General features: G+C 53.5%; 20 protein-coding genes. 8 read left to right on the top strand and 12 right to left on the bottom strand.

From position 1 onward, the window contains the following. Window positions 1–73: 73 nt before the first annotated feature. The 5 genes from argS (at window position 74) to lepB (ending at window position 5,277) form a co-directional block, all read left to right on the top strand. On the top strand, window positions 74–1,867 hold the full coding sequence (gene argS / locus BN8_RS20680) for an arginine--tRNA ligase (protein ID WP_009283885.1): 1,794 nt from the start codon (window positions 74–76) through the stop codon (window positions 1,865–1,867). Window positions 1,868–1,932: 65 nt separating this feature from the next. Then, window positions 1,933–2,235 carry a hypothetical protein gene (locus tag BN8_RS20675; RefSeq protein WP_009283884.1) on the top strand — a complete coding sequence of 101 codons (303 nt, stop codon included), beginning with the start codon at window positions 1,933–1,935 and terminating at the stop codon, window positions 2,233–2,235. A gap of 87 nt (window positions 2,236–2,322) precedes the next feature. Further along, the gene (locus BN8_RS20670; protein ID WP_009283883.1) at window positions 2,323–2,943 is read left to right on the top strand and encodes a glutathione peroxidase; all 621 of its coding nucleotides are present in this window, start codon (window positions 2,323–2,325) and stop codon (window positions 2,941–2,943) included. Between the two features lie 134 nt (window positions 2,944–3,077). Continuing rightward, window positions 3,078–3,971, top strand: a complete 894-nt coding sequence (locus BN8_RS20665; protein ID WP_009283882.1) for a 1,4-dihydroxy-2-naphthoate polyprenyltransferase — start codon at window positions 3,078–3,080, stop codon at window positions 3,969–3,971. 136 nt (window positions 3,972–4,107) lie between these two features. Next, window positions 4,108–5,277, top strand: a complete 1,170-nt coding sequence (gene lepB, locus BN8_RS20660) for a signal peptidase I (protein WP_009283881.1) — start codon at window positions 4,108–4,110, stop codon at window positions 5,275–5,277. A 9-nt stretch (window positions 5,278–5,286) separates the two neighbouring features. On the opposite strand, the gene BN8_RS31975 is transcribed toward lepB, so the two are convergent. Continuing rightward, the gene (locus BN8_RS31975; protein ID WP_144051786.1) at window positions 5,287–5,706 is read right to left on the bottom strand and encodes a hypothetical protein; all 420 of its coding nucleotides are present in this window, start codon (window positions 5,704–5,706) and stop codon (window positions 5,287–5,289) included. A gap of 12 nt (window positions 5,707–5,718) precedes the next feature. Between BN8_RS31975 and BN8_RS32975 the strand changes: the two genes are divergently transcribed. Together BN8_RS32975 and BN8_RS20650 are read left to right on the top strand one after the other, a co-directional pair. Next, window positions 5,719–5,931, top strand: a complete 213-nt coding sequence (locus tag BN8_RS32975) for a hypothetical protein (protein WP_144051785.1) — start codon at window positions 5,719–5,721, stop codon at window positions 5,929–5,931. A gap of 448 nt (window positions 5,932–6,379) precedes the next feature. Next, the gene (locus BN8_RS20650) at window positions 6,380–6,670 is read left to right on the top strand and encodes a hypothetical protein (protein WP_040006390.1); all 291 of its coding nucleotides are present in this window, start codon (window positions 6,380–6,382) and stop codon (window positions 6,668–6,670) included. Window positions 6,671–6,742: 72 nt separating this feature from the next. Here the strand turns inward: BN8_RS20650 and BN8_RS20645 are convergent, their stop codons facing one another. The 7 genes from BN8_RS20645 to ileS form a co-directional block, all read right to left on the bottom strand. Further along, entirely contained in the window at window positions 6,743–8,062 is a 1,320-nt protein-coding gene (locus BN8_RS20645) for a purple acid phosphatase family protein (protein WP_009283877.1), read from the bottom strand. Window positions 8,063–8,164: 102 nt separating this feature from the next. After that, entirely contained in the window at window positions 8,165–8,851 is a 687-nt protein-coding gene (locus BN8_RS20640) for a LytR/AlgR family response regulator transcription factor (RefSeq protein ID WP_009283876.1), read from the bottom strand. Window positions 8,852–8,857: 6 nt separating this feature from the next. Continuing rightward, window positions 8,858–9,877, bottom strand: a complete 1,020-nt coding sequence (locus tag BN8_RS20635) for a sensor histidine kinase (RefSeq protein WP_009283875.1) — start codon at window positions 9,875–9,877, stop codon at window positions 8,858–8,860. Between the two features lie 21 nt (window positions 9,878–9,898). Further along, on the bottom strand, window positions 9,899–10,318 hold the full coding sequence (locus BN8_RS20630) for a DUF2846 domain-containing protein (protein WP_009283874.1): 420 nt from the start codon (window positions 10,316–10,318) through the stop codon (window positions 9,899–9,901). Next, a complete protein-coding gene (locus BN8_RS20625; protein ID WP_009283873.1) occupies window positions 10,315–11,061 on the bottom strand; it encodes a hypothetical protein in 747 nt (248 codons plus the stop codon). The genes BN8_RS20630 and BN8_RS20625 overlap by 4 nt, the downstream gene beginning before the upstream one ends. Window positions 11,062–11,195: 134 nt before the next feature. Next, the gene (locus BN8_RS31970; RefSeq protein WP_009283872.1) at window positions 11,196–12,857 is read right to left on the bottom strand and encodes a CBM35 domain-containing protein; all 1,662 of its coding nucleotides are present in this window, start codon (window positions 12,855–12,857) and stop codon (window positions 11,196–11,198) included. Between the two features lie 226 nt (window positions 12,858–13,083). Next, on the bottom strand, window positions 13,084–16,569 hold the full coding sequence (gene ileS / locus BN8_RS20615; RefSeq protein WP_009283871.1) for an isoleucine--tRNA ligase: 3,486 nt from the start codon (window positions 16,567–16,569) through the stop codon (window positions 13,084–13,086). A 282-nt stretch (window positions 16,570–16,851) separates the two neighbouring features. On the opposite strand from ileS, the gene BN8_RS20610 reads away from it, so the two are divergent. Then, window positions 16,852–17,964 carry a DUF2911 domain-containing protein gene (locus BN8_RS20610; RefSeq protein WP_040006389.1) on the top strand — a complete coding sequence of 371 codons (1,113 nt, stop codon included), beginning with the start codon at window positions 16,852–16,854 and terminating at the stop codon, window positions 17,962–17,964. A 69-nt stretch (window positions 17,965–18,033) separates the two neighbouring features. On the opposite strand, the gene BN8_RS20605 is transcribed toward BN8_RS20610, so the two are convergent. From BN8_RS20605 to eboE, 4 genes are all read right to left on the bottom strand, one after another. Further along, window positions 18,034–18,462 (bottom strand): hypothetical protein, encoded by a 429-nt coding sequence (locus BN8_RS20605; protein ID WP_144051784.1) that lies wholly within the window; start codon window positions 18,460–18,462, stop codon window positions 18,034–18,036. Window positions 18,463–18,659: 197 nt separating this feature from the next. Beyond that, on the bottom strand, window positions 18,660–19,244 hold the full coding sequence (locus tag BN8_RS20600) for a hypothetical protein (protein WP_009283868.1): 585 nt from the start codon (window positions 19,242–19,244) through the stop codon (window positions 18,660–18,662). Between the two features lie 57 nt (window positions 19,245–19,301). Beyond that, window positions 19,302–20,687, bottom strand: a complete 1,386-nt coding sequence (locus BN8_RS20595; RefSeq protein WP_009283867.1) for an alkaline phosphatase family protein — start codon at window positions 20,685–20,687, stop codon at window positions 19,302–19,304. 58 nt (window positions 20,688–20,745) lie between these two features. Beyond that, window positions 20,746–21,996 (bottom strand): metabolite traffic protein EboE, encoded by a 1,251-nt coding sequence (gene eboE / locus BN8_RS20590; protein WP_009283866.1) that lies wholly within the window; start codon window positions 21,994–21,996, stop codon window positions 20,746–20,748. Window positions 21,997–22,062: the final 66 nt, after the last annotated feature.

Raw genomic sequence — 22,062 nt, 5'->3', positions numbered from 1 at the left:
GCATAAGGATCATTACTTTTGCACTGATTTTTGAATACAACTGATCGGTGCGCCGTATGGCGGACCGCCGAAAATGGAGATACAGGAACAATTAAAGCAAGCCATACAGCAAGCGATCAGCGCCTTGTTCGATACAACCGTCGATGATGTGGCGCTGCAACCCACCAAAAAGGAATTTGAAGGGCTTTATACCTTCGTCACGTTTCCGCTGACCAAAGCCCTGCGCAAATCACCCATTGAGATCGGGCAGGCGATCGGTACCTACCTGCTGGAAAATACCAGCGTGGTGAGCCGGTTCAATGTCGTACAGGGATTCCTGAACCTGAGCATTGCTGATGCCGTCTGGATCAGCGTACTCAACGACATAGCCGGTACGCCGGATTTCGGGCAGCTTCCTGCCAAAGGGCAATCGGTGATGGTTGAGTTTTCGTCGCCGAACACAAATAAACCCCTGCACCTTGGTCACCTGCGCAACAACTTCCTGGGCGATGCCGTCAGCCGAATCCTGAAAGCGAGCGGCTACGACGTCGTGAAAACCTGCATCGTTAACGACCGGGGCATCCACATCTGTAAGTCGATGCGGGCGTATCAACTGTTCAGTGCCGATGCGTCGGGTCATCGCGAAACGCCCGAGTCGAGCGGAATAAAAGGCGACCACCTGATTGGTAAATACTACGTCCTGTTTGATAAAGCCTACAAAGCTCAGATCGACGAGCTGGTGGCACAGGGTATGCCTAAGGAGGAAGCCGAAAAGAAAGCCCCGCTGATGCTGGAGGTACAGGAAATGCTCAGGAAGTGGGAGCAGGGAGACCCCGAAACGGTGGCCCTCTGGCGGCAACTGAACGAATGGGTGTACGCCGGTTTCGATCAGACATATCAAAAGATCGGCGTCAGCTTCGACAAGACGTATTACGAATCCAACACCTACGTATTGGGTAAGGAGGTTGTGGAAGAGGGGTTGCAGAAAGGCGTTTTCTACCGGAAGGACGATAGCTCCGTCTGGATCAACCTGACCGAAGAAGGCCTCGACCAGAAACTGGTCTTGCGTTCGGATGGTACGTCGGTCTATATGACGCAGGACCTCGGCACGACCGACCTGAAATACGAAGATTTTCACAACGACCGCCAGATCTGGGTGGTTGGCAACGAGCAGGATTACCATTTTGCCGTACTGTTTGCCATCCTGCGCCGGTTAGGTCGTCCGTACGCCAACGGCCTGTATCACCTGTCGTATGGCATGGTTGATCTGCCCAGCGGTAAAATGAAGTCCCGCGAGGGTACCGTGGTGGATGCCGACGACCTGATTCAGGAGATGTATGACACCGCCGAACAACGTACCCGTGATCTGGGCAAGATCGAGGATTTTGATTCGACTGAAGCGCAGCGACTCTACCACATGCTGGGCATGGGTGCGTTGAAATACTTCCTGCTGAAGGTTGACCCGAAAAAACGGATGCTGTTCAATCCCGAAGAATCCGTAGACTTCCAGGGCAATACGGGGCCGTTCATCCAGTATACCCACGCCCGCATCCGGTCGGTGCTGCGGAAGGCCGAACAAACCGGCCTGAAACCCGCCGGCAACGTAGCGACTGTTGATCTGCACCCCACCGAACAGCAACTGGTGTACCTGCTGAGTCAGTTTCCGCAGCGCATTGCCGAAGCGGCCAACGACTACGCGCCGTCGTACCTTGGGCAGTATGCGTATGAACTGGCCAAGGCCTACAACCAGTTTTACGCCGAGGTTTCGATTCTGTCGGAGCCGGACCCGGTAAAGACGCAGCTACGGGTTACCGTATCGGCAATGGTGGCCGAAACGATCCGCAAAGCCATGCAGTTGCTCGGCATCGACGTGCCCGAGAAAATGTAACGTTGTTCACGTATTTGTTTGGTAAAGGTCTTATATTCAGGTCAGCATCTATAAACCTTTTCCAGATGAAACGAGAAATCACAAAAGTGGACATAGCGTCCGTTGCGCTGGTATACGGCGCCATCCTGGCGGTGCTCGGGCTGTTTTTCGCTTTATTAGTTTTTCTGTTTGGTTCCCTATTTGGCTCCATGGTTAACCGGTCGGGTATGGGAATGATGATGGGTGGCGGCATTGTGATGATTATTTTGATGCCGATTCTCTACGGGTTTTTCGGGATGATATTTGGCGCTTTGTTCGGTGCTATTTACAACCTGATTGCGCCCCGGGTTGGTGGGGTCAAGGTATACATCCGGGACGCTGTTCAATAAGTCGGCGGAAGAACCCCAAAGGCGCAAACTATTTCCCGGTACAACCCGTTAAGGCGATAACATGACCATGTTATCGCCTTGCTTTTTATGAGAAAAACGACAGTACTTACACTTTCGGCCTTTGGGCTTCTTCTTATTACTTCTGGATTTATGTCTCTATCAACGCTTGTTAAAGGAATCTTCAGCGACAAGAAGGAAGTTGCTGTTGCGCCTACCACCCCGCCGGCACCCGCAAAAACGCTCTATGACTTCACGGTGAAATCAATCGACGGGAAGTCGGTATCGCTGAGTGGTTTCAAGGGCAAAAAAGTTGTGGTTCTGAACGTAGCGTCAAAATGCGGCTACACACCTCAGTATGGCGACTGGGAGAAATTCTACAAGGAACATGGTAGCAAGATCGTCGTGCTGGGTTTTCCGGCCAATGATTTCGCCAGCCAGGAACCAGGCAGCAACGAAGAGATTGCTACATTTTGCCAGAAGAATTACGGTGTAACGTTCCCGATGTTTGAGAAGGTGGTTGTAACCGGCAAAGAGCAGGCACCGCTGTATAAGTGGTTGTCGTCTAAGTCCCTGAACGGCTGGAACGACAAAGCACCGACCTGGAATTTCTGCAAATACGTAATCAACGAGCAAGGCCAGTTGACTCATTTCTTTGCATCAGGCGTGAAGCCGGACGATGCGGAGTTTAAAAAAGCAGTAGGAATTTGATTTAAAGAGTGAAAGAGCGAACGAATGAAAGAGTGAAGGGCGTGCTGAGCGCATTACTCTCTTACTCCGCTTCGGGACCGGCCGCAACTGCGGTCTGATTCGCTCTTTCACTCATTCGCTCTTTCACTCTTTACATGAACCCCTGGGTTGCTGCGGCCCGTCCGCGTACGTTACCACTGGCATTGGCCAGTATTATTCTGGGTAGTTTTCTGGCCGCTGCCGATGGACAACTGAAGGTGTCGGTTGCGGTGCTGGCGGCCCTGACTACCATTTTTCTGCAAGTTCTCTCCAATTTCGCCAACGACTACGGCGATGCCGTTTCGGGTAAGGATACCGACCAGCGCGTGGGACCCCGACGGGCCGTGGCTACCGGGCTGATCACAAAGGAAGCCATGCTGCGGGGTATCATCATTACGTCGGTGCTATCGCTGATTACGGGTATCTGGCTGTTGGTTGTCGCCTTTCAGGAAGCCGGGAAGGAGGTATTTGGGACGTTTCTGATTCTGGGTTTGTTAAGCATCGCGGCTGCCATTGGCTACACCAACGGCAAACGGCCCTATGGCTACGCTGGATTCGGCGATATTGCCGTTCTAATCTTCTTCGGCTGGCTGGGTGTGCTGGGGACGTATTTTCTGCACACCTTGTCGTTTAATACGGCCTTGCTCCTGCCGGCCACGAGCGTTGGGTTGTTCGCAACCGGCGTGCTGAATATCAATAATATCCGCGACATTGAAACCGATACGATGACGGGTAAGCGTTCCATTCCGGCACGTCTGGGCCTGCATCGGGCCATCCGCTACCACTGGGCGTTGCTCATCGCCGGTATGCTCTGTGCTCTGTTGTACTCCCTACTGACGGGACAGGGATGGGTAAGTTATCTCTACCTGCTTGCGTTCCCGCTATTTGTGCTGAACGGTCGGGCGGTAGCCACGCACCAACGGCCGGCCGAACTCAACCCCCGTTTGGGACAGCTCGCCCTCACAACCCTGTTGTTTGTTGTGTTGTTCGGCATTGGGCAAGTACTGTAACCACGATGCCCAGCCGGATGAACGGGTATACGGCCATTCGTGTAATATGCATTTTTCAGAGTAGGAATTGGACGTAGATTTCAGTTGTCGCTGTGCTAAAGCCGACCGATACCATTTGACGTTCAATCTGCTACCTATGTTTGGCATCCAAAAGAAGGCGGCTCCACAAGCGCCTGCACCCAAAAAATCCCCCCTCCGCGAGTGGGCGGACTCCATCCTGTTTGCTGTTGTGGCTGCAACACTCATCCGTTGGATGACCGTCGAAGCGTTCGCCATTCCAACCCCTTCGATGGAAAGCAGCCTGATGGTTGGCGATTTTCTATTCGTGAGTAAGCTGCACTACGGCCCTCGTACACCTAAAACGCCCCTCCAGGTGCCGCTGACGCACCAGAAGCTCTGGGGAACGGACCTGCCGTCGTTCAGTTCGGCCATTCAGTTGCCGATGTACCGGTTTCCGGGTTTTTCGCACGTGAAGAACGGCGACGTAGTGGTGTTCAACTATCCACCCCAACTGCCGGGCGAACCCGACTATCCGACTGATCTGAAAACATACTACGTGAAGCGGTGTGTAGGCATACCCGGCGATACGGTAGTGATTCGGAACGAGCAGGTGTTTGTCAACAACAAAGCGTTTCCGGTAGCTCGCCGGCAGCAGTCGTCCTACTTCGTCAAAACGACCGAAGTGCTCGACGACCGGTTTTTTCGAAAATACGATATCGTCAACGATTTTAAGTCGCCGGAAGGGCCGTTTATCAACTGGCAACCGCTCGAAACCATTGATAACAAGACAAAAGCACCCGTGCTGGTTGGTTACCGGGTCAATACGTCCGCCGAGGTGATTGCTCAGTTTAAAACCTTTGACTGGGTGAAGGGGATCGACCCCATGACGGCACCAGCCGGTCAGGCGGAACCGGGGATTTACGGCGGCTCGGCAAATGCCTGGAATCGGGACAATTTCGGTCCTTTGCTTATTCCTGAAAAAGGCGTTACGATCCCGATCAACAGGCAGACGCTGGCGGTTTACGGCCCCATTATCCAACGCTACGAAGGCAACAAAAACGTAGTGCTGACTGCAACCAGCCTCCAGATTAACGGCCAGCCGGTTATGACTTACACCTTTCAGCAGGACTACTACTTCATGCTTGGCGATAACCGCCATAACTCCGAAGATTCGCGCTACTGGGGCTTTGTACCCGAGGATCACATCGTTGGGAAGGCCGTTTTTGTCTGGATGTCGATTGATCCCGTTCCGGCCGACATCTGGCACAAGGTCCGCTGGAACCGTTTGTTTCGGTTGATTGATTAGACGTATCGGCTACGCAGGCTGATCGGCCAGCCAGTTGGTTAAACCGGTGATCAGCTCGTTAACGTCGGCGATCAGCCAGTCGGTGGCCATCCGGTTGGTTAACTTTCGGTTGGATAGCTGGCTGAGCCGCTCCAGGCGACGTCGTTGTCGGCCGGGTAGCTGCTGGAGATACGGCTGGAGCTGGGGCAGTGTTTCCTGAACCCGAACGCAGGCCGTTTCTGACAGGCTGTAGTGAACGGCCAGCCGACGAATTTCGCTGATCCGCCAGAGCTGGGGCTTATTGTATCGCTGGCGGATGCTGTTGTTGGTCAAACCCAGCACCGGTTCGAGGAGCCGGGCGTTCCGAACGTCATCGTTGAAATGCCGCATCACAACCCGATACGTGTTTTGAAAAGATAATAAGGATTCGAGTAGATATTGTGCTGTCATAGATTAACGGGCTTGAGCTGTACTGATGGTGGAGCGGGACAGAACCCGGTTAAACTCACGGCTGAGTGTGTACTAAAACTATGCCAGTTATCAACTATCGGATGCCAGGCGGGCAATCAAAATGTAAAAGCCGGGGTGTTGGCGGCTATTCGGGAGAAGAACCTGACCGGCGGCTGTCGCGCGACTCAACGCATAAAGTCGGGGCATAAAGCGGCCGGTTCGTAAAATGCGACATTGGTACGATTAATGATACTTACTGCGGGCTTCAGTTCATGCGAGGCAGTCATGAACACCCTCCATCAAGGCTTCGACCATCGGTTTCCTGTTGAACCAGTCACTCAGTTTAATGCCATTCTAACAGCTATCTTAGCAATCTCTAATAAGTTTCAGGGTTATTTTATTCATTCTCCGGACTTTATATGTCTGAGCTGGGATGAGTAGGATGGCTGGTGACGCTAAACGATTAGTGGTATCTCGATGTGGCAAACTGTGCGGACCGATACGTGAATAGACGCAACAGATTGCTATATTAGTGTACAGAACGCAGGAATAGCCCTGTTAGACGACGAAAACAGGCAAACGGTTTGTGCAGAAATTCAGCGGCTGGTTTCACAGAACCGGCTTGCTTATGGACGACTCAACTGCTTCGAAACTTGGTAAACTATCGTGAGCCATGCTGATACTTGTAATCCTTCTGGGTGTTTTGATGGTGGGTATCGTTTGTTTTGTGGCTGGTCAGTGCTGGGAACAACATCGGAAAAACCAGGCCGGTGATGAGCCGCTGTTCACCAATGAACTGCAGGGACGAACGCGCGGGCGAATTAAAGAAGACCTGGATCGGTTAGTGGGGCTTCATCACGAAGGCCGGCTGACGGAAGAGCAGTTGCTTCAACTGTCGGATGAACTAATAGATGAACTGGCGGCTCTTGGCTCCGCCGACGCCCTGACCGCCACCCGGAAGTAGCTGAATAAAGCAACAGGCCAACCTGTTGCGGCCGGCCCGTTGCGTAGTCGAAAGATTTGCTACGTACCTCTCTCAACGAAGCCCCGGCTTCTCTTTCACGATCGAGAACTGATCCCGCACAACGCCGTCCGTGCACACCCAGCGGGCTTCCAGGCGGTTGTCGTTGACGTCGATCAGCATAGAACCCCCATCGGTGTTGTTGGTGTATGCGGCTGCTTTGAGCGGCCAGCCCGGCTCCTGACCACCCAACTGCCCGCCCGATCCGGCCACGACGTAAATAATACCCTGCTTTTTGCCGTTGACGCGGTATTCGTTCGGTTGAGCGCTGTTCGAAGCCGCGACAATGTATTTCGGGTCGAACGTATCGGCCAAACCGTAATGACCGACAATCGGATGCGTGCGCTCGTAGACGTGGCTATGACCGCCCAGGACGAGATCAACGTTGTAGCGTTCCAGGATGGGCAGGAGGTTCTGCCGTAGTTTGACCAACAACTCTTCCGTATCCGAATCGTGCGAACCTTTCGTATAGGGTGGGTGGTGAAAGAACACGATCGTCCAGGGTTGTTTGTTCGCGGCCAGGTCACGTTTCAGCCAATCGACCTGGCGGCTGGTGGTGTCGTAGAGCCGCTGCCCACCGTCCATCTTACCGTACGAATCCAGCGATACGAAGTGGACATTACCGTAGTCGAAGGCGTAGTAAGACTCCGAGCCGGAGGGTATGCCACCGGCTTCGCCCCGCTTGGGCATCGAACAGATCCGGAAATAGGGAATGTCCTGGCTTTCGATCTGCCCGCCGTAATCGTGGTTGCCGGGCGTTGCCCAGAACGGCATGTTTCGGAAAAAACCGTCCTGATACACGCCAAATACGTGCTGCTGAAACTCCTCTTCCTTCCCGTTTGAATAGGCATTGTCGCCGAGCCAGAGCCAGACATCAGGTCGGCGGTCTTGCGTTGTCCTGACGATCGCGTCGCGGGCACCCAGTTGGGTGGCGGAGCTATTACCAAAATCGCCCAGCGCCCAGATACGGACCGGTTCGGTGGAGCCGGGCTTGGGAGCCGTCTGAAAATATTGCCCGGGGTCGGCTTTCATCGTTGATTTCGTGGCCCCGTAGGTATAGTAATAACGGGTGGCGGGCTTCAGGTTTGTCAGCACAACCTCATGGTCTGTAACAGGTTTGGAATCGCTTACTTCCTGATTCAGTTTGGTGGCAGAGGTACCGAATTGTACGCGGCTTTCGGTGGGCTGGCTGGTGCGCCAGCGGATGGTGATGGAGGTAGGCGTAACGACCTGAAGATACGGCCCGCGAATGATGTCAACGGCCTGAGCTTTGGATGACTGAACCGTAACCACAGAAGCCAGCAGATAGAACCAACGCTGAAACGGCATTGTCATAGGAACAAAACGTTAGTACGAAATCTATCAAATATAAAACAGCCTCACCGGCAGGCCGTAGCGGGTGGGGTTATGCTATTGTTAATAAATGCGGGAAAGTCACTATTTGCGCAGTAGTCGCTGCTCCAGTGCATCGCGGTAACTACCGGCTAATGGGATCGTTACGTTGCCGACCGTGACCTGATGCCGTTCGATTTTGCGGATGGCCCGTAGCGCCACGATGTACGATTTATGAATACGGATAAACTCGTCGGCGGGCAACGTAGCGAGCATATCGGCAATCGTCATGCGGGTTGTTACCTGCCGGTTCTGCTCGTGAATGAACAGCAGATTCGTATCGGACTGGATGTACAACACCTCGTCCAAGTTGACCCGAACCCAGTCGTATCCATCTTTCACAAAAATGCTGGACGAGGAGCCTTCGCGCTGCGGCATAATCTGGGCGTAGGCGCGGTTGCAGGCTTGCAGAAATCGGCCGAACTCAATCGGCTTCAGCAAATAATCGAGGGCCTGAAGTGTAAAGCCTTCAACAGCGTAGTCGGTATAGGCCGTTGTGAAAATGACTGGTTTCTGCAACGGGGCCACCAGGCGGGCAAAATCAGTTCCTGATACGTCGGGCATCTGAATGTCCAGAAACAGCAGATCAACCCGTTGCGTGTGGAGGTGCGTCAGCGCATCGGTGGTGTTGATAAACGTTTGTGTCAGGTTCAGAAATGGCACCTTTGCCGCGTAGCGTTGCAGAACATCCAGGGCTGCGGGCTCATCGTCAATAGCAATCGCATTGAGCATATCTCGTTACAAATCAAGGGTTAAGTTCACTACGAAGGAATCAGAAGTTTGCTGTATGGCCAGCGTATGCCGACCGGCATACATCAGCGCCAGCCGCTGTCGGGCATTGGCAATACCGGTGCCTGTGCCGTGCTTTGCCGTATTTGTGGTTGGTATGCTGTTAGCCAGGTGCATGGTCAGTCGTCGGTTTTCGACCGTTACGTTTAAATCAATACACGATGGCTGAAGCAGGCTTATACCGTATTGAAACGCGTTTTCGATAAACGGAATGAGCAGCAACGGAGCAATCTGGGCCGGTTGGCCATCCCAGTCGAGTTGAACCGATACCCGTAACGTATCGCTTTCGGGCAGACGCGCCCGCTGCAACGCCAGGTACTTCTCCAGAAACTGGAGTTCGTTATCGATCGACGTCAGCGGTTGCCGGGATTCCTGGAGCGTAAACCGCATGATACCCGACAACTGCTGAATCAGATCGGCCACGGTTTCGTTGTCGGCTCGCTGGGCTTCGTTGTAAATCGTGTTCAGCGCGTTGAACAAAAAATGCGGATTGATCTGCGCCTTCAGAGCGGTCAGTTCGGCTTCGGTTTTCTGCTGGATGAGATACACCTGCTCCCGGCGGGCCCGAAAGGAATCGGCAACGTAGCCGTAGGCAATGATGAAGACCATGACGACGCCTGTTACGAGCAGGTTCTCATCGACAAATTCCGGTTCGCGATCGGTGCGCCGTTGCAGCAGTTCAAACACCAGCCAGGCCAGCACACAGAGCCACGTCCAGTAATAGAGTCGTCGGTCCGGATGTAGCAGCCACTGCCGGAAGGCCAGGCGATAATTCGCGTAGGCGAGGCCCCAAAGCGCCGTCAGTAAGACCACAATACCCAGGAGGTATCTGGCCAGCCCGCCGATGTCGGGCGCTGTTTCATCGTTTTGCCAGACTCCAACGTAGAGCAGCCTGCCCCAGTAGGTCAGCAGGCTGATCAAGACCCCGGCGAGCAGCAGCGCCGGGTATGGTTTTCGAACGGTTGGCATGGCAGATCTGAGCCGTAATACTTAATTTGTCGTAGCCGATGAAGAACCTGCAATCGGTTTGATCTTTTGCAATTCGCGCTGTGCCTGCTCTTCGCTAATGGGTGCAATCAGCAACGTACGGCTCAGAAAATCAACCTCCTCAACCGCCTTAACGTAGTACGTATGCCCGGCCTGCGCGTTGAGCCACAACGTCTGGTTATCGGAAAAGTAGTCCTTCTTCGACTCAATTTTAATACGTCCCGGCGAAATGTCCACCTGTATGTATCGGTTGGTGGGCAAGGCTCCCTGTTTCCTGTCGTTGATCGTAATATCATAGTGGGTACTGCCAAACTCCCGCTGGCGGTAGATGATGACCCGCGCCTGACCGTTGCGGGGTTGCCAGCGGTCCTCAAACAGACCAGTGATCAGCAACCATAAGGGAATCAATAGCATCGCTTTCATCGCTTCCCTGCTTTTGTGTAATTACTCGAAAAATAGTAGAGACCCTGGAAGTAAAATTGGCTGATACGGTCAGTAGGCGCACCAACTAACGGAAATGCATCCGATTCCCAGGCTCTGGCTTGCAGCCCTCGGCGGAAACCCAGACGTAATACGCTTTCGGCGCCCCGCTTGCGTTTTTCCCGTTGAGCATATTCAATATTGACATCCAGGTAATTGTTCCTTAGACGTAGTGATGGAATATTGCCAGTCCGGTCGGTTTGCAGTATGTTCTGGAAGGAAACGGCCTGGTTGGTCCGGCGATAAACGCTGTATTCGTAATCGATACTGCCAAAGCCAGCATTGATGTACAGGCGTCTGTTCCGGGTATTCGCTACGTCGAAGCCAAGCATCACTCCGCTGTAGCCTGCGCTGTTCTGCCTGGCGACTGATTCCATTTCGACATTGGCTATTCGGATCAAGCTAATGCCGTTTCCAGCCTGTAGCATAAGTTTAAGCCGTCCATAGCGAGCCCCGAATCCAAAATTGATCATCGGGTCAATGTGAAAATCGGGTTCGATCTGGTTGCTTCTGAAAAACGACCGGATGTTAGGCATACTGGTAGACGCAACGGTGGTTCCCAATTCCCCTATGAAGCTGAATTTGAACTTACTTGCGGGCGGAATACCCGAAAACGTGGTTGAGTCTGGTGCCTGACCGAGGGCAGTGTGACCAATGGCTAAAAGTGAGAGTACGTAGCGTTTCATACAAAGGTTGTTTTCTTGTGTGTTGGTGATTCAAAACAAACATCGCCCGGCTGACCTGCCAAAGGCGTGTGGTCAACCGGGCGATGTTTGTGGGGAAGTACCGTAGCTTTGTGGTCTCTACGAAACCAATGATGTCAGTCCGCAACGACTACCTTTCGGGTCTGCTGTCGCTCGGCGTTCTGCACCCGGAGCATATACAGGCCGCTTTCAGCGGGCAGCAGCAGGCGGAGTTGATTTAAGCCGGCTTTGGTCTGGTGAGTACTCTGTTTGGCGATGCGACCGGCTATGTCGGTGAGTTGCAGGGTTGTTTCCATCTCCTGCCCGGCATAAAACTCCACCGTAACTTCCTTGCGGGCCGGATTAGGATATACTCGTAACGATTCTGCCTCTCGGTCGGATTCGTTCCCCACCCGCGCAGTACCGACGGCTCCGATTTCGAAGTAGTCAACATCCATGTACCCCCAGCTTTTGCGCAACTCAATGGTATTATTTCCTGCGTTAAGCCAGATGCTGCCGACTGACTTAGTAGCCCAGCCGTTGATAGCCGGGAAGTTAACGTAGCCGAATAACGTACCATTTACGTAGATATCCTGGTACTTCTCGCCAAAACGACCGTTGTAACGAACCGCAAGCGGATAAGTGCCGGCCTGTGCGACATTTGCCGTTACTTTGATGTTGTCGCCGGTTCCATCGAGCGATGCGCCGTCAACGTAGCCACTCCCCGAATAACCCGCGATGGAGTTGCCTACCAAAACACCCGTTAAGACTCCGGTTTCGGCCTCCAGCTTTGATCCTGTGCTGGTCGTACCCAGAATCGACGGCGGTCTGACAGACGTTTTCTGGATAGAATTTGCGTCTTCTATGCTCACCTTGCGGCCCCAGTCGTTCTGCCAGTTGCCGTATACGCCGTTCGTTGTGATGTCGAAGCCGCTGTTGCCGACGGATCCGCCGTTGCAGTCGCCGTTCTGGACACTTCCCCACGACCATACTAACCAGCCAATCTGATTCTGCTGCAGTTTCTGCATGGCGTACACGTACGGGAAAGCGGATGTACAGTTCGACCCAAACGGTTGGGGACCTTCACCAATAATAAAGGGAATGTTCTGATTGACAACCTGCGTGATCAGATAATCCAGCCGCGACTGCTGATTGGAAGTCCAGTAGGTGTGTACGGAAAACATCACTCTTTTTTTGGGGTCGTGATTAAAAATCTCCGACCAGGTATTAATGATCTGCGTTTCATTCTGCCCCCAGGTCGCTGCATCAATGATAAAGGGCATCTCGTAACCTGCGTTGCGCAACTGGGTGATGGCATCCTTGTACTTTGCTTTGAAGGTCGCGTCGGTGACCGTGCCGTCACCTGCTTCATTGGCAATGTTCAGCAAAACCCACTTTTTGTGCTTGTTCATGACGGCCTTTATGTCTGAGCGAAGCCAGAAGTCCAAACAGGTTTGAAGCTTGTCGATGTTACCGGTAGCGTCATGGATTTCAACCATCGGTATCATCTTGTTCTGAATGCACTTGGTGATAGCACCATCAAGATCAGTGGCTGTACCGACGCTCGTCAGCCAGCCAATGCGAATGGAATTGGCCCCCGTTTTGGCCATTTCCCCTATTATGGAGCCGCCGGTTTTATCGCCCAATCCCCAATACATCTCGTTAATGCCGCGCAATACTACTTTTTCCCCGGCCTGGGAATATAGATGCCGTCCGCTGATGTACATCTGAGCGTGGCCAGTGAAAGCCCAGCCAACCAGGGCCAGGGCGATTGATAAAAATCGGGTAATTGTCTTCATTGGAATCGAGGTTTTAAGATGAAGAATACCGTTGTTAAGTCAACGACTTACCCGAAAGTGGTATTTAGTCAAGAAGTTATTGGGTTGTCTTGGGTGGTAACATATTCATAACTAAATATATCCTACCAAACGGACCAGGTGACTAAATGCAAACATCGCCCGGCCGACCTGCCAAAGGCATCTGGTCAACCGGGCGATGTACAGAATTTTATGAGGTATGCGGGCTTTACGAGGCCACGGCTACCTTAACGCGAAGCAGAAACTCATCCATTTCAATTTCAACAGCCTCACCGTTTAAGCCGCCAACGAGGTCCAGCGAAACGGCCTGTACTTCCTGCTGGATGTACGACTTATTGGCTTCAATGGCTTCGGCCAGTGCTTCGTCGTTGCGTTCTAACTCAATACGAATTTTGTCCGTCACGTCAAAGTCGCGGTCTTTACGCAGGTTCTGGATGCGGTTGACGAAGTCGCGGGCAATCCCTTCCCGACGCAGTTCGTCGGTTACGGTTACGTCCAGCGCTACGGTCAGGCCGCCTTCGCTGGCAACCAACCAGCCCGGGATGTCTTCCGTCAAAACTTCTACATCGGAGAGGGCGATGCTACCTACTGACAACTGTAAACTGCCGACCTGCTCCAGCTCCTTCAACTGCTCGTCGGTCATGGCCGTGATAGCGGCCGCTACGTCCTTCATCTGCTTGCCAAACTTCGGGCCCAGCGCTTTGAAGTTGGGCTTTACCTTCTTCTTCAAAATGCCCGACGCATCGTCGACGAACTCAACGGCTTTGACGTTCACCTCCGACATAATGATCGGTGCTACGTGCTCGATCTGCCGGCGTGTCTGCTCGTTCAGGACCGGAATCAGCACCCGGCTCAGCGGCTGACGAACTTTCAGTTTATGGCCCTTCCGCAACGAGTGTACCAGCGACGAGATGTCCTGTGCCAGTTGCATCGACGTTTCCAGATCGGTGTCTACCCAATCGGCTTCGTACGGATGCCAGTCGGTCAGATGCACTGAATCATGGCGTAGTGGGTGGTCCGCCACTGCGGTATTTTGATTTCTGGCAACCTCGCGGATACCATCGGTCAGGCTGTGGTAAAGCCAGTCGGCGAAGAACGGCGCGATCGGCGACATCAGTTGCCCTACGGTCAGCAGGCAGTGCTGCAACGTCTCGTAAGCCGCCCGCTTGTCTTCGGTCAATTCTCCTGCGTCCGACGCCCCGGTCTTAGGCGCCCCCGTCCAGAAACGTCGGCGTGATAACCGCACGTACCAGTTCGAGAGCTGATCGGATACGAAATCCTGGATTAACCGCCCGGCTTTAGTCGGGTTGTAAGCTTCGTACTGCTCCGTTACGTCCTTGATCAACGTGTTCAGCTTCGACAGAATCCAGCGGTCCAGCTCGGTCAGTCGTTCGCGGGGGACTCTATCAAACTCGTTGATCGTATAGTTGTCGAGGTTGGCGTACAGCGCGAAGAAATTGTACGTATTGAACAACGTACCAAAGAACTTCCGCTGCACCTCGCCCACACCGTCGAGGTTGAACCGCAGGTTATCCCAGGGCTCAGCGTTGGTGATCATGTACCAGCGCGTAGCATCCGGACCGAAGTTGGCCAGCGTCTCGAACGGATCGATGGCGTTGCCCAGCCGTTTCGACATTTTGTTGCCGTTCTTGTCCAGCACCAGACCCGTCGACACGACGTTCTTGAACGCGACGGAATCGAACAGCATCACGGCAATAGCGTGGAGCGTAAAGAACCAGCCGCGCGTCTGGTCTACGCCTTCTGAAATGAAATCTGCCGGAAAGGCTTGCTCAAACGTATCCTGATTGGCAAACGGATAGTGCCACTGCGCATACGGCATCGCGCCCGAATCGAACCAAACGTCGATCAGGTCCGGCTCCCGCTGCATCAGGTTCCCCTTGTCCGAAACGAAGTAAAGCTCATCAGAGTACGGTCGGTGCAAATCGTACGTACCATCGGTATAAGCAGCCAGAAACGCTTTATTCTTGTCGATGTAAGCCTGAAAGTCGGTTTTGCCCTGAGCAACCCATTCGCTCATTCGCTCATTTGCTCGTTCGCTCATTGACACCAGTTCAGCAACCGAACCAATACAGACCTCTTCACCCGCTTCCGCCCGCCAGATCGGCAACGGCGTTCCCCAGTAGCGCGACCGCGACAAATTCCAGTCGACGAGGTTTTCGAGCCAGTTGCCGAAGCGGCCGGTGCCGGTGCTTTCGGGCTGCCAGTTGATGGTCTTGTTCAACTCCACCATCCGGTCTTTCACGGCCGTTGTCCGAATAAACCAGCTATCAAGCGGGTAGTATAAAACGGGCCGGTCGGTCCGCCAGCAGTGCGGGTACGGGTGTTCGTACTTCTCGACCCGGAACGCTTTATTCTCTTCCTTCAGCTTGATGGCGATCAGTACGTCCGTCGGTTTGAAGTCCGGATCAGCCTGCTCTTCGTCGGAGTAATACTGCTCTTTAACGTAGCGCCCGGCGAAGTCGGTTATCTCCTGAACAAACCGGCCCTGCTTGTCCACAATGGGTACATCTTTGCCGGTTTCGTCTTTGACCATGATAGCTGGGATGCCGTTAGCCTGCGCTACCCGGAAGTCATCTGCACCAAAAGTCGGCGAGGTGTGTACCACCCCCGTACCATCCTCCGTCGTGACGAAGTCGCCCAGGATAACCCGGAAGGCGTTGCCCTCCGGCTGGACATATGGCATCAACTGTTCGTACTCGACGCCCTGGAGGTGTTCCCCTTTAAATTCGGAAACGATAGCCCAGGGAATCACTTTATCGTTCGGCAGATACGTATCAAACACCGGACTGCTGGGGTCATCCTGCCGTCCTTTTTCGTTGAACCATCGGCCGACCAGCGCTTTCGCCAGCACTACGTTGATCGATTCGTGTGTGTATTGATTGAACGTTTTAACGAGTACGTAGTCAATGTCTTTTCCAACGGTCAGCGCCGAGTTGGCCGGTAAGGTCCAGGGCGTGGTTGTCCAGGCCAGAATATAGACGTCGGCGTCGCCCGAATCGAAGAAAAGAAAACCGGATTTGCCGGTTGGTTTCACCCGGAACTGCGCGACGATGGTCGTATCCTTTACGTCCTTGTACGTACCGGGCATGTTCAGTTCGTGGGAACTGAGACCCGTACCGGCTTTGGGCGAATACGGCTGAATCGTGTATCCTTTGTAGAGTAAGCCTTTCTCGTACAACTGCTTAAGTAGGTACCAAAGGGTTTCGATGTACTCGTTTTCGTACGTAACGTACGGATTGTCGAGGTCAACCCAATAGCCCATCTTCTGGGTCATTTCGTTCCACTGGTCGGTGAAGCGCATGACCGTTTCGCGGCATTTCTGGTTGTATTCTTCAACACTGATCGTCTTGCCGATGTCTTCTTTGGTGATGCCAAGTTCTTTTTCAACCTGCAACTCAATGGGCAGGCCGTGCGTATCCCAGCCGCCCTTGCGCTTTACCTGGAAGCCACGCAGGGTTTTGTACCGGCAAAAAATATCCTTAATCGTCCGCGCCATCACGTGGTGAATACCCGGCGTTCCGTTGGCGGAAGGAGGCCCCTCGTAGAACGTAAAACTGGGCTGACCCTCGCGGATCGCGACGGACTGCTCAAATACCTGATTCTGGTTCCAATAACTCAATACCTCGGCCGCGATCTGCGCGTAATCGAGGGACTCATATTGCTTGTACTTCACCGCGTTGGACGTTAATCGGGTCTACTGCTCCGGCCTTATGCGGCCAAAGCAGAAAAATATCGGATCGCCTGCCTACCTGGGGTAGGACAAAGCGAGTGCAAAGATACGGAATTTTAGGGCGTTGGAGGTGCCTGTTCGTTGGTAACAGTGGTTCACGTCGGGTTAGTTTCGCGCCCGGGCCAATTCAGTTTGGACTGGCGTAGCCACAGTTGAAGCGAGTTTCGTGCCCATTCATCAAAAAGAGCTTTATGTCAATCCGCCTAACCCATTATTTTGATTCTCATGAAAACAACACGACTACTTCTACTGGGGGTTGGGCTGATGACGGCGCAACTTCCTGGATTCGCCCAGCTTACGTTTCCGGCCGATGGCGGTAACAAAAAAGCATCGGTAACCGAATACATCGGCCTTACGAACGTAACGATTGATTACGACCGCCCGGCGGTGAAAGGTCGCGAAGGGAAAATCTGGGGCCAACTGGTGCATTTCGGCTATAAGGACCTGGGTTTCGGGACGAGCAAACAGGCTCCCTGGCGGGCCGGTGCCAACGAGAACACGACGATCTCGTTCAGTACGGACGTAATGGTAGAAGGCAAACCACTGGCGGCCGGTACATACGGGCTGATGATGGGCGTCGAAGAAAATGAAGTGACGGTAATCTTCTCGAAAACCAGCACTTCGTGGGGGAGCTATTTCTATGACCCGAAAGACGACGCCCTGCGCGTGACGGTGAAGCCAGTCAAAAACCAGCCGATGGTGGAGCGGCTGAAGTATGAGTTCACCGATGAAACAGACTCGTCGGCCGTAATCGCCCTAATGTGGGAAACGTGGAAAATTCCGTTCACCGTAACAGTCGACGTAGTACAGACCCAACTGGCTTCGTTGAGAAACGAACTGCGGGGCGAAAAGGGCTTCCGGGCGGAGGCTTATCAACAGGCGGCTGCGTACTGCGCCGATCGGAACGTAAACCTCGACGAAGCCCTTCGCTGGGCCGACTACGCCATCAATGGACAGTTCGTTGGGCAAAAAACCTTCGGGACGCTCAGCACCAAAGCCCGGCTGCTGACGATGACTGGAAAGCAGGCGGAAGCTGACGCGCTGATGAAAGAAGCGCTGCCGATGGCCAACGAGCAGGAGTATTACCAGTACGGTCGGCAGTTGATCCGGCAAAAGAAAGCGAAGGAAGCGCTGGAGGTGTTTCAATCGCTGGCCAAAAAGAACCCCAACGTATTCCTGTCAAACATGGGGCTAATGCGGGCCTATTCGGCTGTTGGCGATTACAAAGCGGCTGCCGACTGGGGTAAAAAAGCTCTCGCCCTGGCCCCCGATGCCAACAACAAAGCCAACGTCGAACGGCTGCTGCAACAACTGGCGCAGGGCAAAGATGTGAATTAAAACACCTGTTAGGCAATGTGGTGATGGTGGTGTCAGGTTTAGAACCTGACACCACCATCACCACATTGCCTACTTATCCTCTTCCTCCCGGCGCTTGATCGTTTGAACCAGACGCCCATTCTCGATCAGGCGGGCACTCAGCACCGTTTGTTTCGGAATCGCTACCAGCAGCATGGGCGTAACGGTTGTGGTCTGTACCGACGCCGTTTTGCTGGTATCCGTTTGCTTGATATACCGGAACGTCAGCACAGAATCCTTTACAAATACGCGACTGACGGTGAGCTTAGGTGACTTGCCGGTGGAGGGCAGGACCACACCTACCACCATTTCTTTGCTGAAATTCGGATTAGTTTGCCGCTGGCCTGATGCGGGTTGAAACACGGTTTTGAACGTATCGGCCTGCTCAAATACAAAGAGTGTAGGCTTGCCCTTGTTGACGGGCGCATCGGTAATTACGGAATAACCGGAAAGTATTCGGTGGGCCAGGCGAGTCGGCATGGGCGTTTGTGCCTGGCTAAGTGAACCGATTAGTAGAAATGAGATTGAAAAAAATGTGAAGTAGTAAAAACGGCAATTAAGTACTGAGAAAGGGATTACATTCATAACGGCACTTAAAACAAAGAGGACAATACCTTACTAACGACGTAGTAGGTGGATAACTATATTCAGCCGACAGAAAAAAGCCGCTTTTCTGATTAATTACTGGTTGGGGCACCTGGTTTCGACGCGTTCATGTCGAAGACATTAAAACACGAATTTGACGCATCGCTCTGGCATTCGATCAGGCTGAAAACCGTAACGCTGGGGTCGAGTCGTTCGAAATACAACGCGAAACTAGCCCGGTCGCCGGTATACACATCGCGGGTCTGGGGAGACAGCGGAATGCCGTCGGCCTTCACGAGAGCATACGTTCGGTCGCTGTTAGGAACAACGAGCTTGGCCTGTTTATTGAATGAGATGGCCGCTGTAGTGCCAAGACTCAGCGAGTTTCTGGAATCTCGGTCATTTTCAAAGCTCATAAACACGACTGTATAGTCGTTGATGTGCCGGATGTCCGTTACACGGATGTTAGGATTTTCCGAACGGCCCAACCCGCCAATTGGGTCCGGATACAGCCGCTTGCGGGCGGTGTAGTCCGGTTGCCGGGGAACGTAGTATTCAGCGCCATCCTGATACGCAACCGCATCGTCGTTGGGCGACGACGTACCGAGGGGATACTGTTTCGGCGCACAGGCCGAGACAATAAGCAGCAAGCCAAGCAGATAAGCAGCGTTCTTCATGGCTATAAGGGGGTTGGGCGTTGTTTGTACTAAATATACAAACTTATCTGAATTTCCTTACATAGTTAGTTGGCTGATGCCTGCCGTCAATGTTTCCCAGATTCGATCGTACACGGCCGTTGCGGACAGGGACTCGCCTACAGCGCCTTTACTGATAAAGACCGGATGATGTTCCTTCGCCGTACCGATTCGGCCGTGAGAGCCTTTTATGAGGGTGGCATCCAGCGAAATCACATTCATCAGGTACCGGAATCCAAGTTTTTTCCGGGCCAGTTTGTACCCCGCTTTCAGTTTGATAAACGGGTTTGTCTGGTCCATAAACATTTCAACCGGATCGTAGCCCGGTTTGCGGTGAATATCGACTATACGGGCAAAATCAGGCGCTTTGGCGTCGTCGAGCCAATAGTAGTAGGTAAACCAACTGTTGGCATCGGCCATGATAACAAAGTCGCCGGATCGCTCGTGATCAATGTGATACGCCTTTTGCTGTTCCTTATCTAACACCAATTCAATTCCCGGTGTTTTTTCCAGAATCGAACGGACCTTATTCGTTACGCCCGGATCGTTGATATATACGTGAGCAATCTGGTGATCGGCGGTAGCAAAAGCGGGCGATGCCCCAGCGTCGAACATTTCCAGGCCCTGTTCCAGCCGATAACGAATCAGACCGGCTTCGCGCAGAATACGGTTGATGTGGATTGGTCGGCTGACATCCGTGATGCCGTACTCTGATAGTACGATTACGTCAGCCCCCTGCTTTTCGTAAAACTGGATCAGGTCGCGGCAAACGTCGTCGATCTCCCGCAGGTCGCTGGCGTTACGGGCCGGGTCCTGCCCGAACTTCTGTAGACAATAGTCCAGGTGCGGCAGGTAGATCAGTGTCAATGTCGGATTATGCCATTGATCAACCAGCATTGATGCGTCGGCAATCCACCGGCTGGACTTGATGGTCGTGGCCGGACCCCAAAACTGAAACAGTGGGAACGTACCCAGTTGCGCGTGGAGCCGGTCGCGGAGGTCGCCGGGGTAGGTGTAGCAGTCGGGCATTTTGCGACCGTCGGAGAGGTACTGCGGCCGGGGCGTTGCCGAATAGTCGGCAGTGGAATACATGTTATACCACCAGAACATCTTCGACACCGTAAACGATGGATCAACCGCTTTGGCCCGCTCCCAGATCTTCTCGGCCTGAACGAGCTTGTTCGACTGCTTCCAGAATTTAACTTCTGCATCCGAACGGTCGTACCAGCCGTTGCCGACGATGCCGTGCTCGCTGGGCCATTTGCCGGTTACGTAGGTCGACTGCACCGAAGTCGTTACGGCCGGAAGCATCGGATCGATGGTGGCGCGGTGTTTGTCGGCCATCCATTGGTTCAGAAAGGGGGTGTGCTCGCCAATCAGCGAATACGACAGGCCCACTACGTCGAGTACTACGGTCTTTTTCATAGCTTGTATTTAAACGCAGAGACGCAGAGTGTTTCGCGGAGAGCGCGGAGAATCTCTTTTAACTCTGCGTAGTTCTCTGTACCTCTGCGTTTAAATCTTTAACCCAACTTACTTCGCGGTCAATGGAGTCGACCAGGTCGCGTTTTAATCCTTCCGGTAAAACCTCCCAAGTGTACGTTTCTACTTCCAGTTGGTTGGTAAACGAACGCTCGGCCTGTAGCCGTAAAACCTCTTCAATATCATCCTGCGTCGATTGCAGTACACCGTAGTCGGCCACAAAAATCGGTACGTGGAAGTGCGCCCGCCATTCGGCATGGGTATCGTCGAAAGCTGCCAGCGCTTCGGGCAAATCAGGGAAACGCAGCAACTCACCCGACTGGGTGCGGGCCACGACCTGGTGCAGATACGTCGGCTCGTTGAAGCGCTCAAACGCCTGCCGAACAGCTTCGCGACCTTCGGCATCCTGCGGAAACTCCGCTTTCAGGGCCGCGCTGATCTGGATTTTACCCACCCGAAGGTTATAGGCTTTGAGTTTATCCAGTACATCGGCCGGCCGTTCGTAACCCACGGCAAAGTGGCAGACATCGAAGCACAGCCGTACGTGTTCGCAGATAGCCGTTTCGGCTTCCTCGTCGGTCATGCCGAACTCGGTCGTCAGTTGTTCCAGCCCCATCGGAATCAGGTAGTCGGTAAACCAGGCCACAAACTCATCGGCCGTTTCGATAATCCCGTCCGGCTCAGGCTCCAGGTCAAGGTGCATCAGCCGGTCGGTCTGCCGACGTAGCCGAATCAGTTCGCTGACCACTTCGAGTACGTTCTGCGTCGTCTGTGAGTAGATGTAATCCCGGGCGGCCGGCTGGTTCCACTCAAACCAGTGCCGGTAGGAGAGGGGCGAGGTCGATACGCCCCCCTGGATGGCGTTGCCCAGCTCATCAACCGGCAGGAGTACAGACAGAATCCGGAACAGGCGTTTGGTGTATTCGACCCGGGCTTCGGTGGTCCAGTCGGGCGTATGCACCTGGTCTTTCACGACCGTGCGGTGAAAGCCACCGAACGGAAAGCCGTTCATTGTGAACACATACAGGCCATTGTCGGAGAGCCAGTGCTGAAATGCGACGAGGTTCTCCGGTTGCTCAAGTTCTTCGCTGGCCTGGTTGGCCAGACGCAGACCCAGCCCAAACGGGGCATCCGGCGACAACCGTTGCTTGAGTTCCGGTACGGCCTGCTGCAAAGCCGCAAAGTGATCGGCCCACGACTCACCCGCGTGGATGTTGGTGCAATAACCGAGGTGCCCGAGGGGTGTTTTCATATGGTTTCTTAAACGCCGAGTAACGGAGGAAACGCAGAGTCAGCAGAGCTTTTATTGTAAATTTCC

The sequence above is a fragment of the Fibrisoma limi BUZ 3 genome (assembly GCF_000296815.2).
Taxonomy (GTDB): domain Bacteria; phylum Bacteroidota; class Bacteroidia; order Cytophagales; family Spirosomataceae; genus Fibrisoma; species Fibrisoma limi.
The sequence above is the reverse complement of the archived record's forward strand: the minus strand, read 5'-3'. Positions and strand labels throughout refer to the sequence as shown.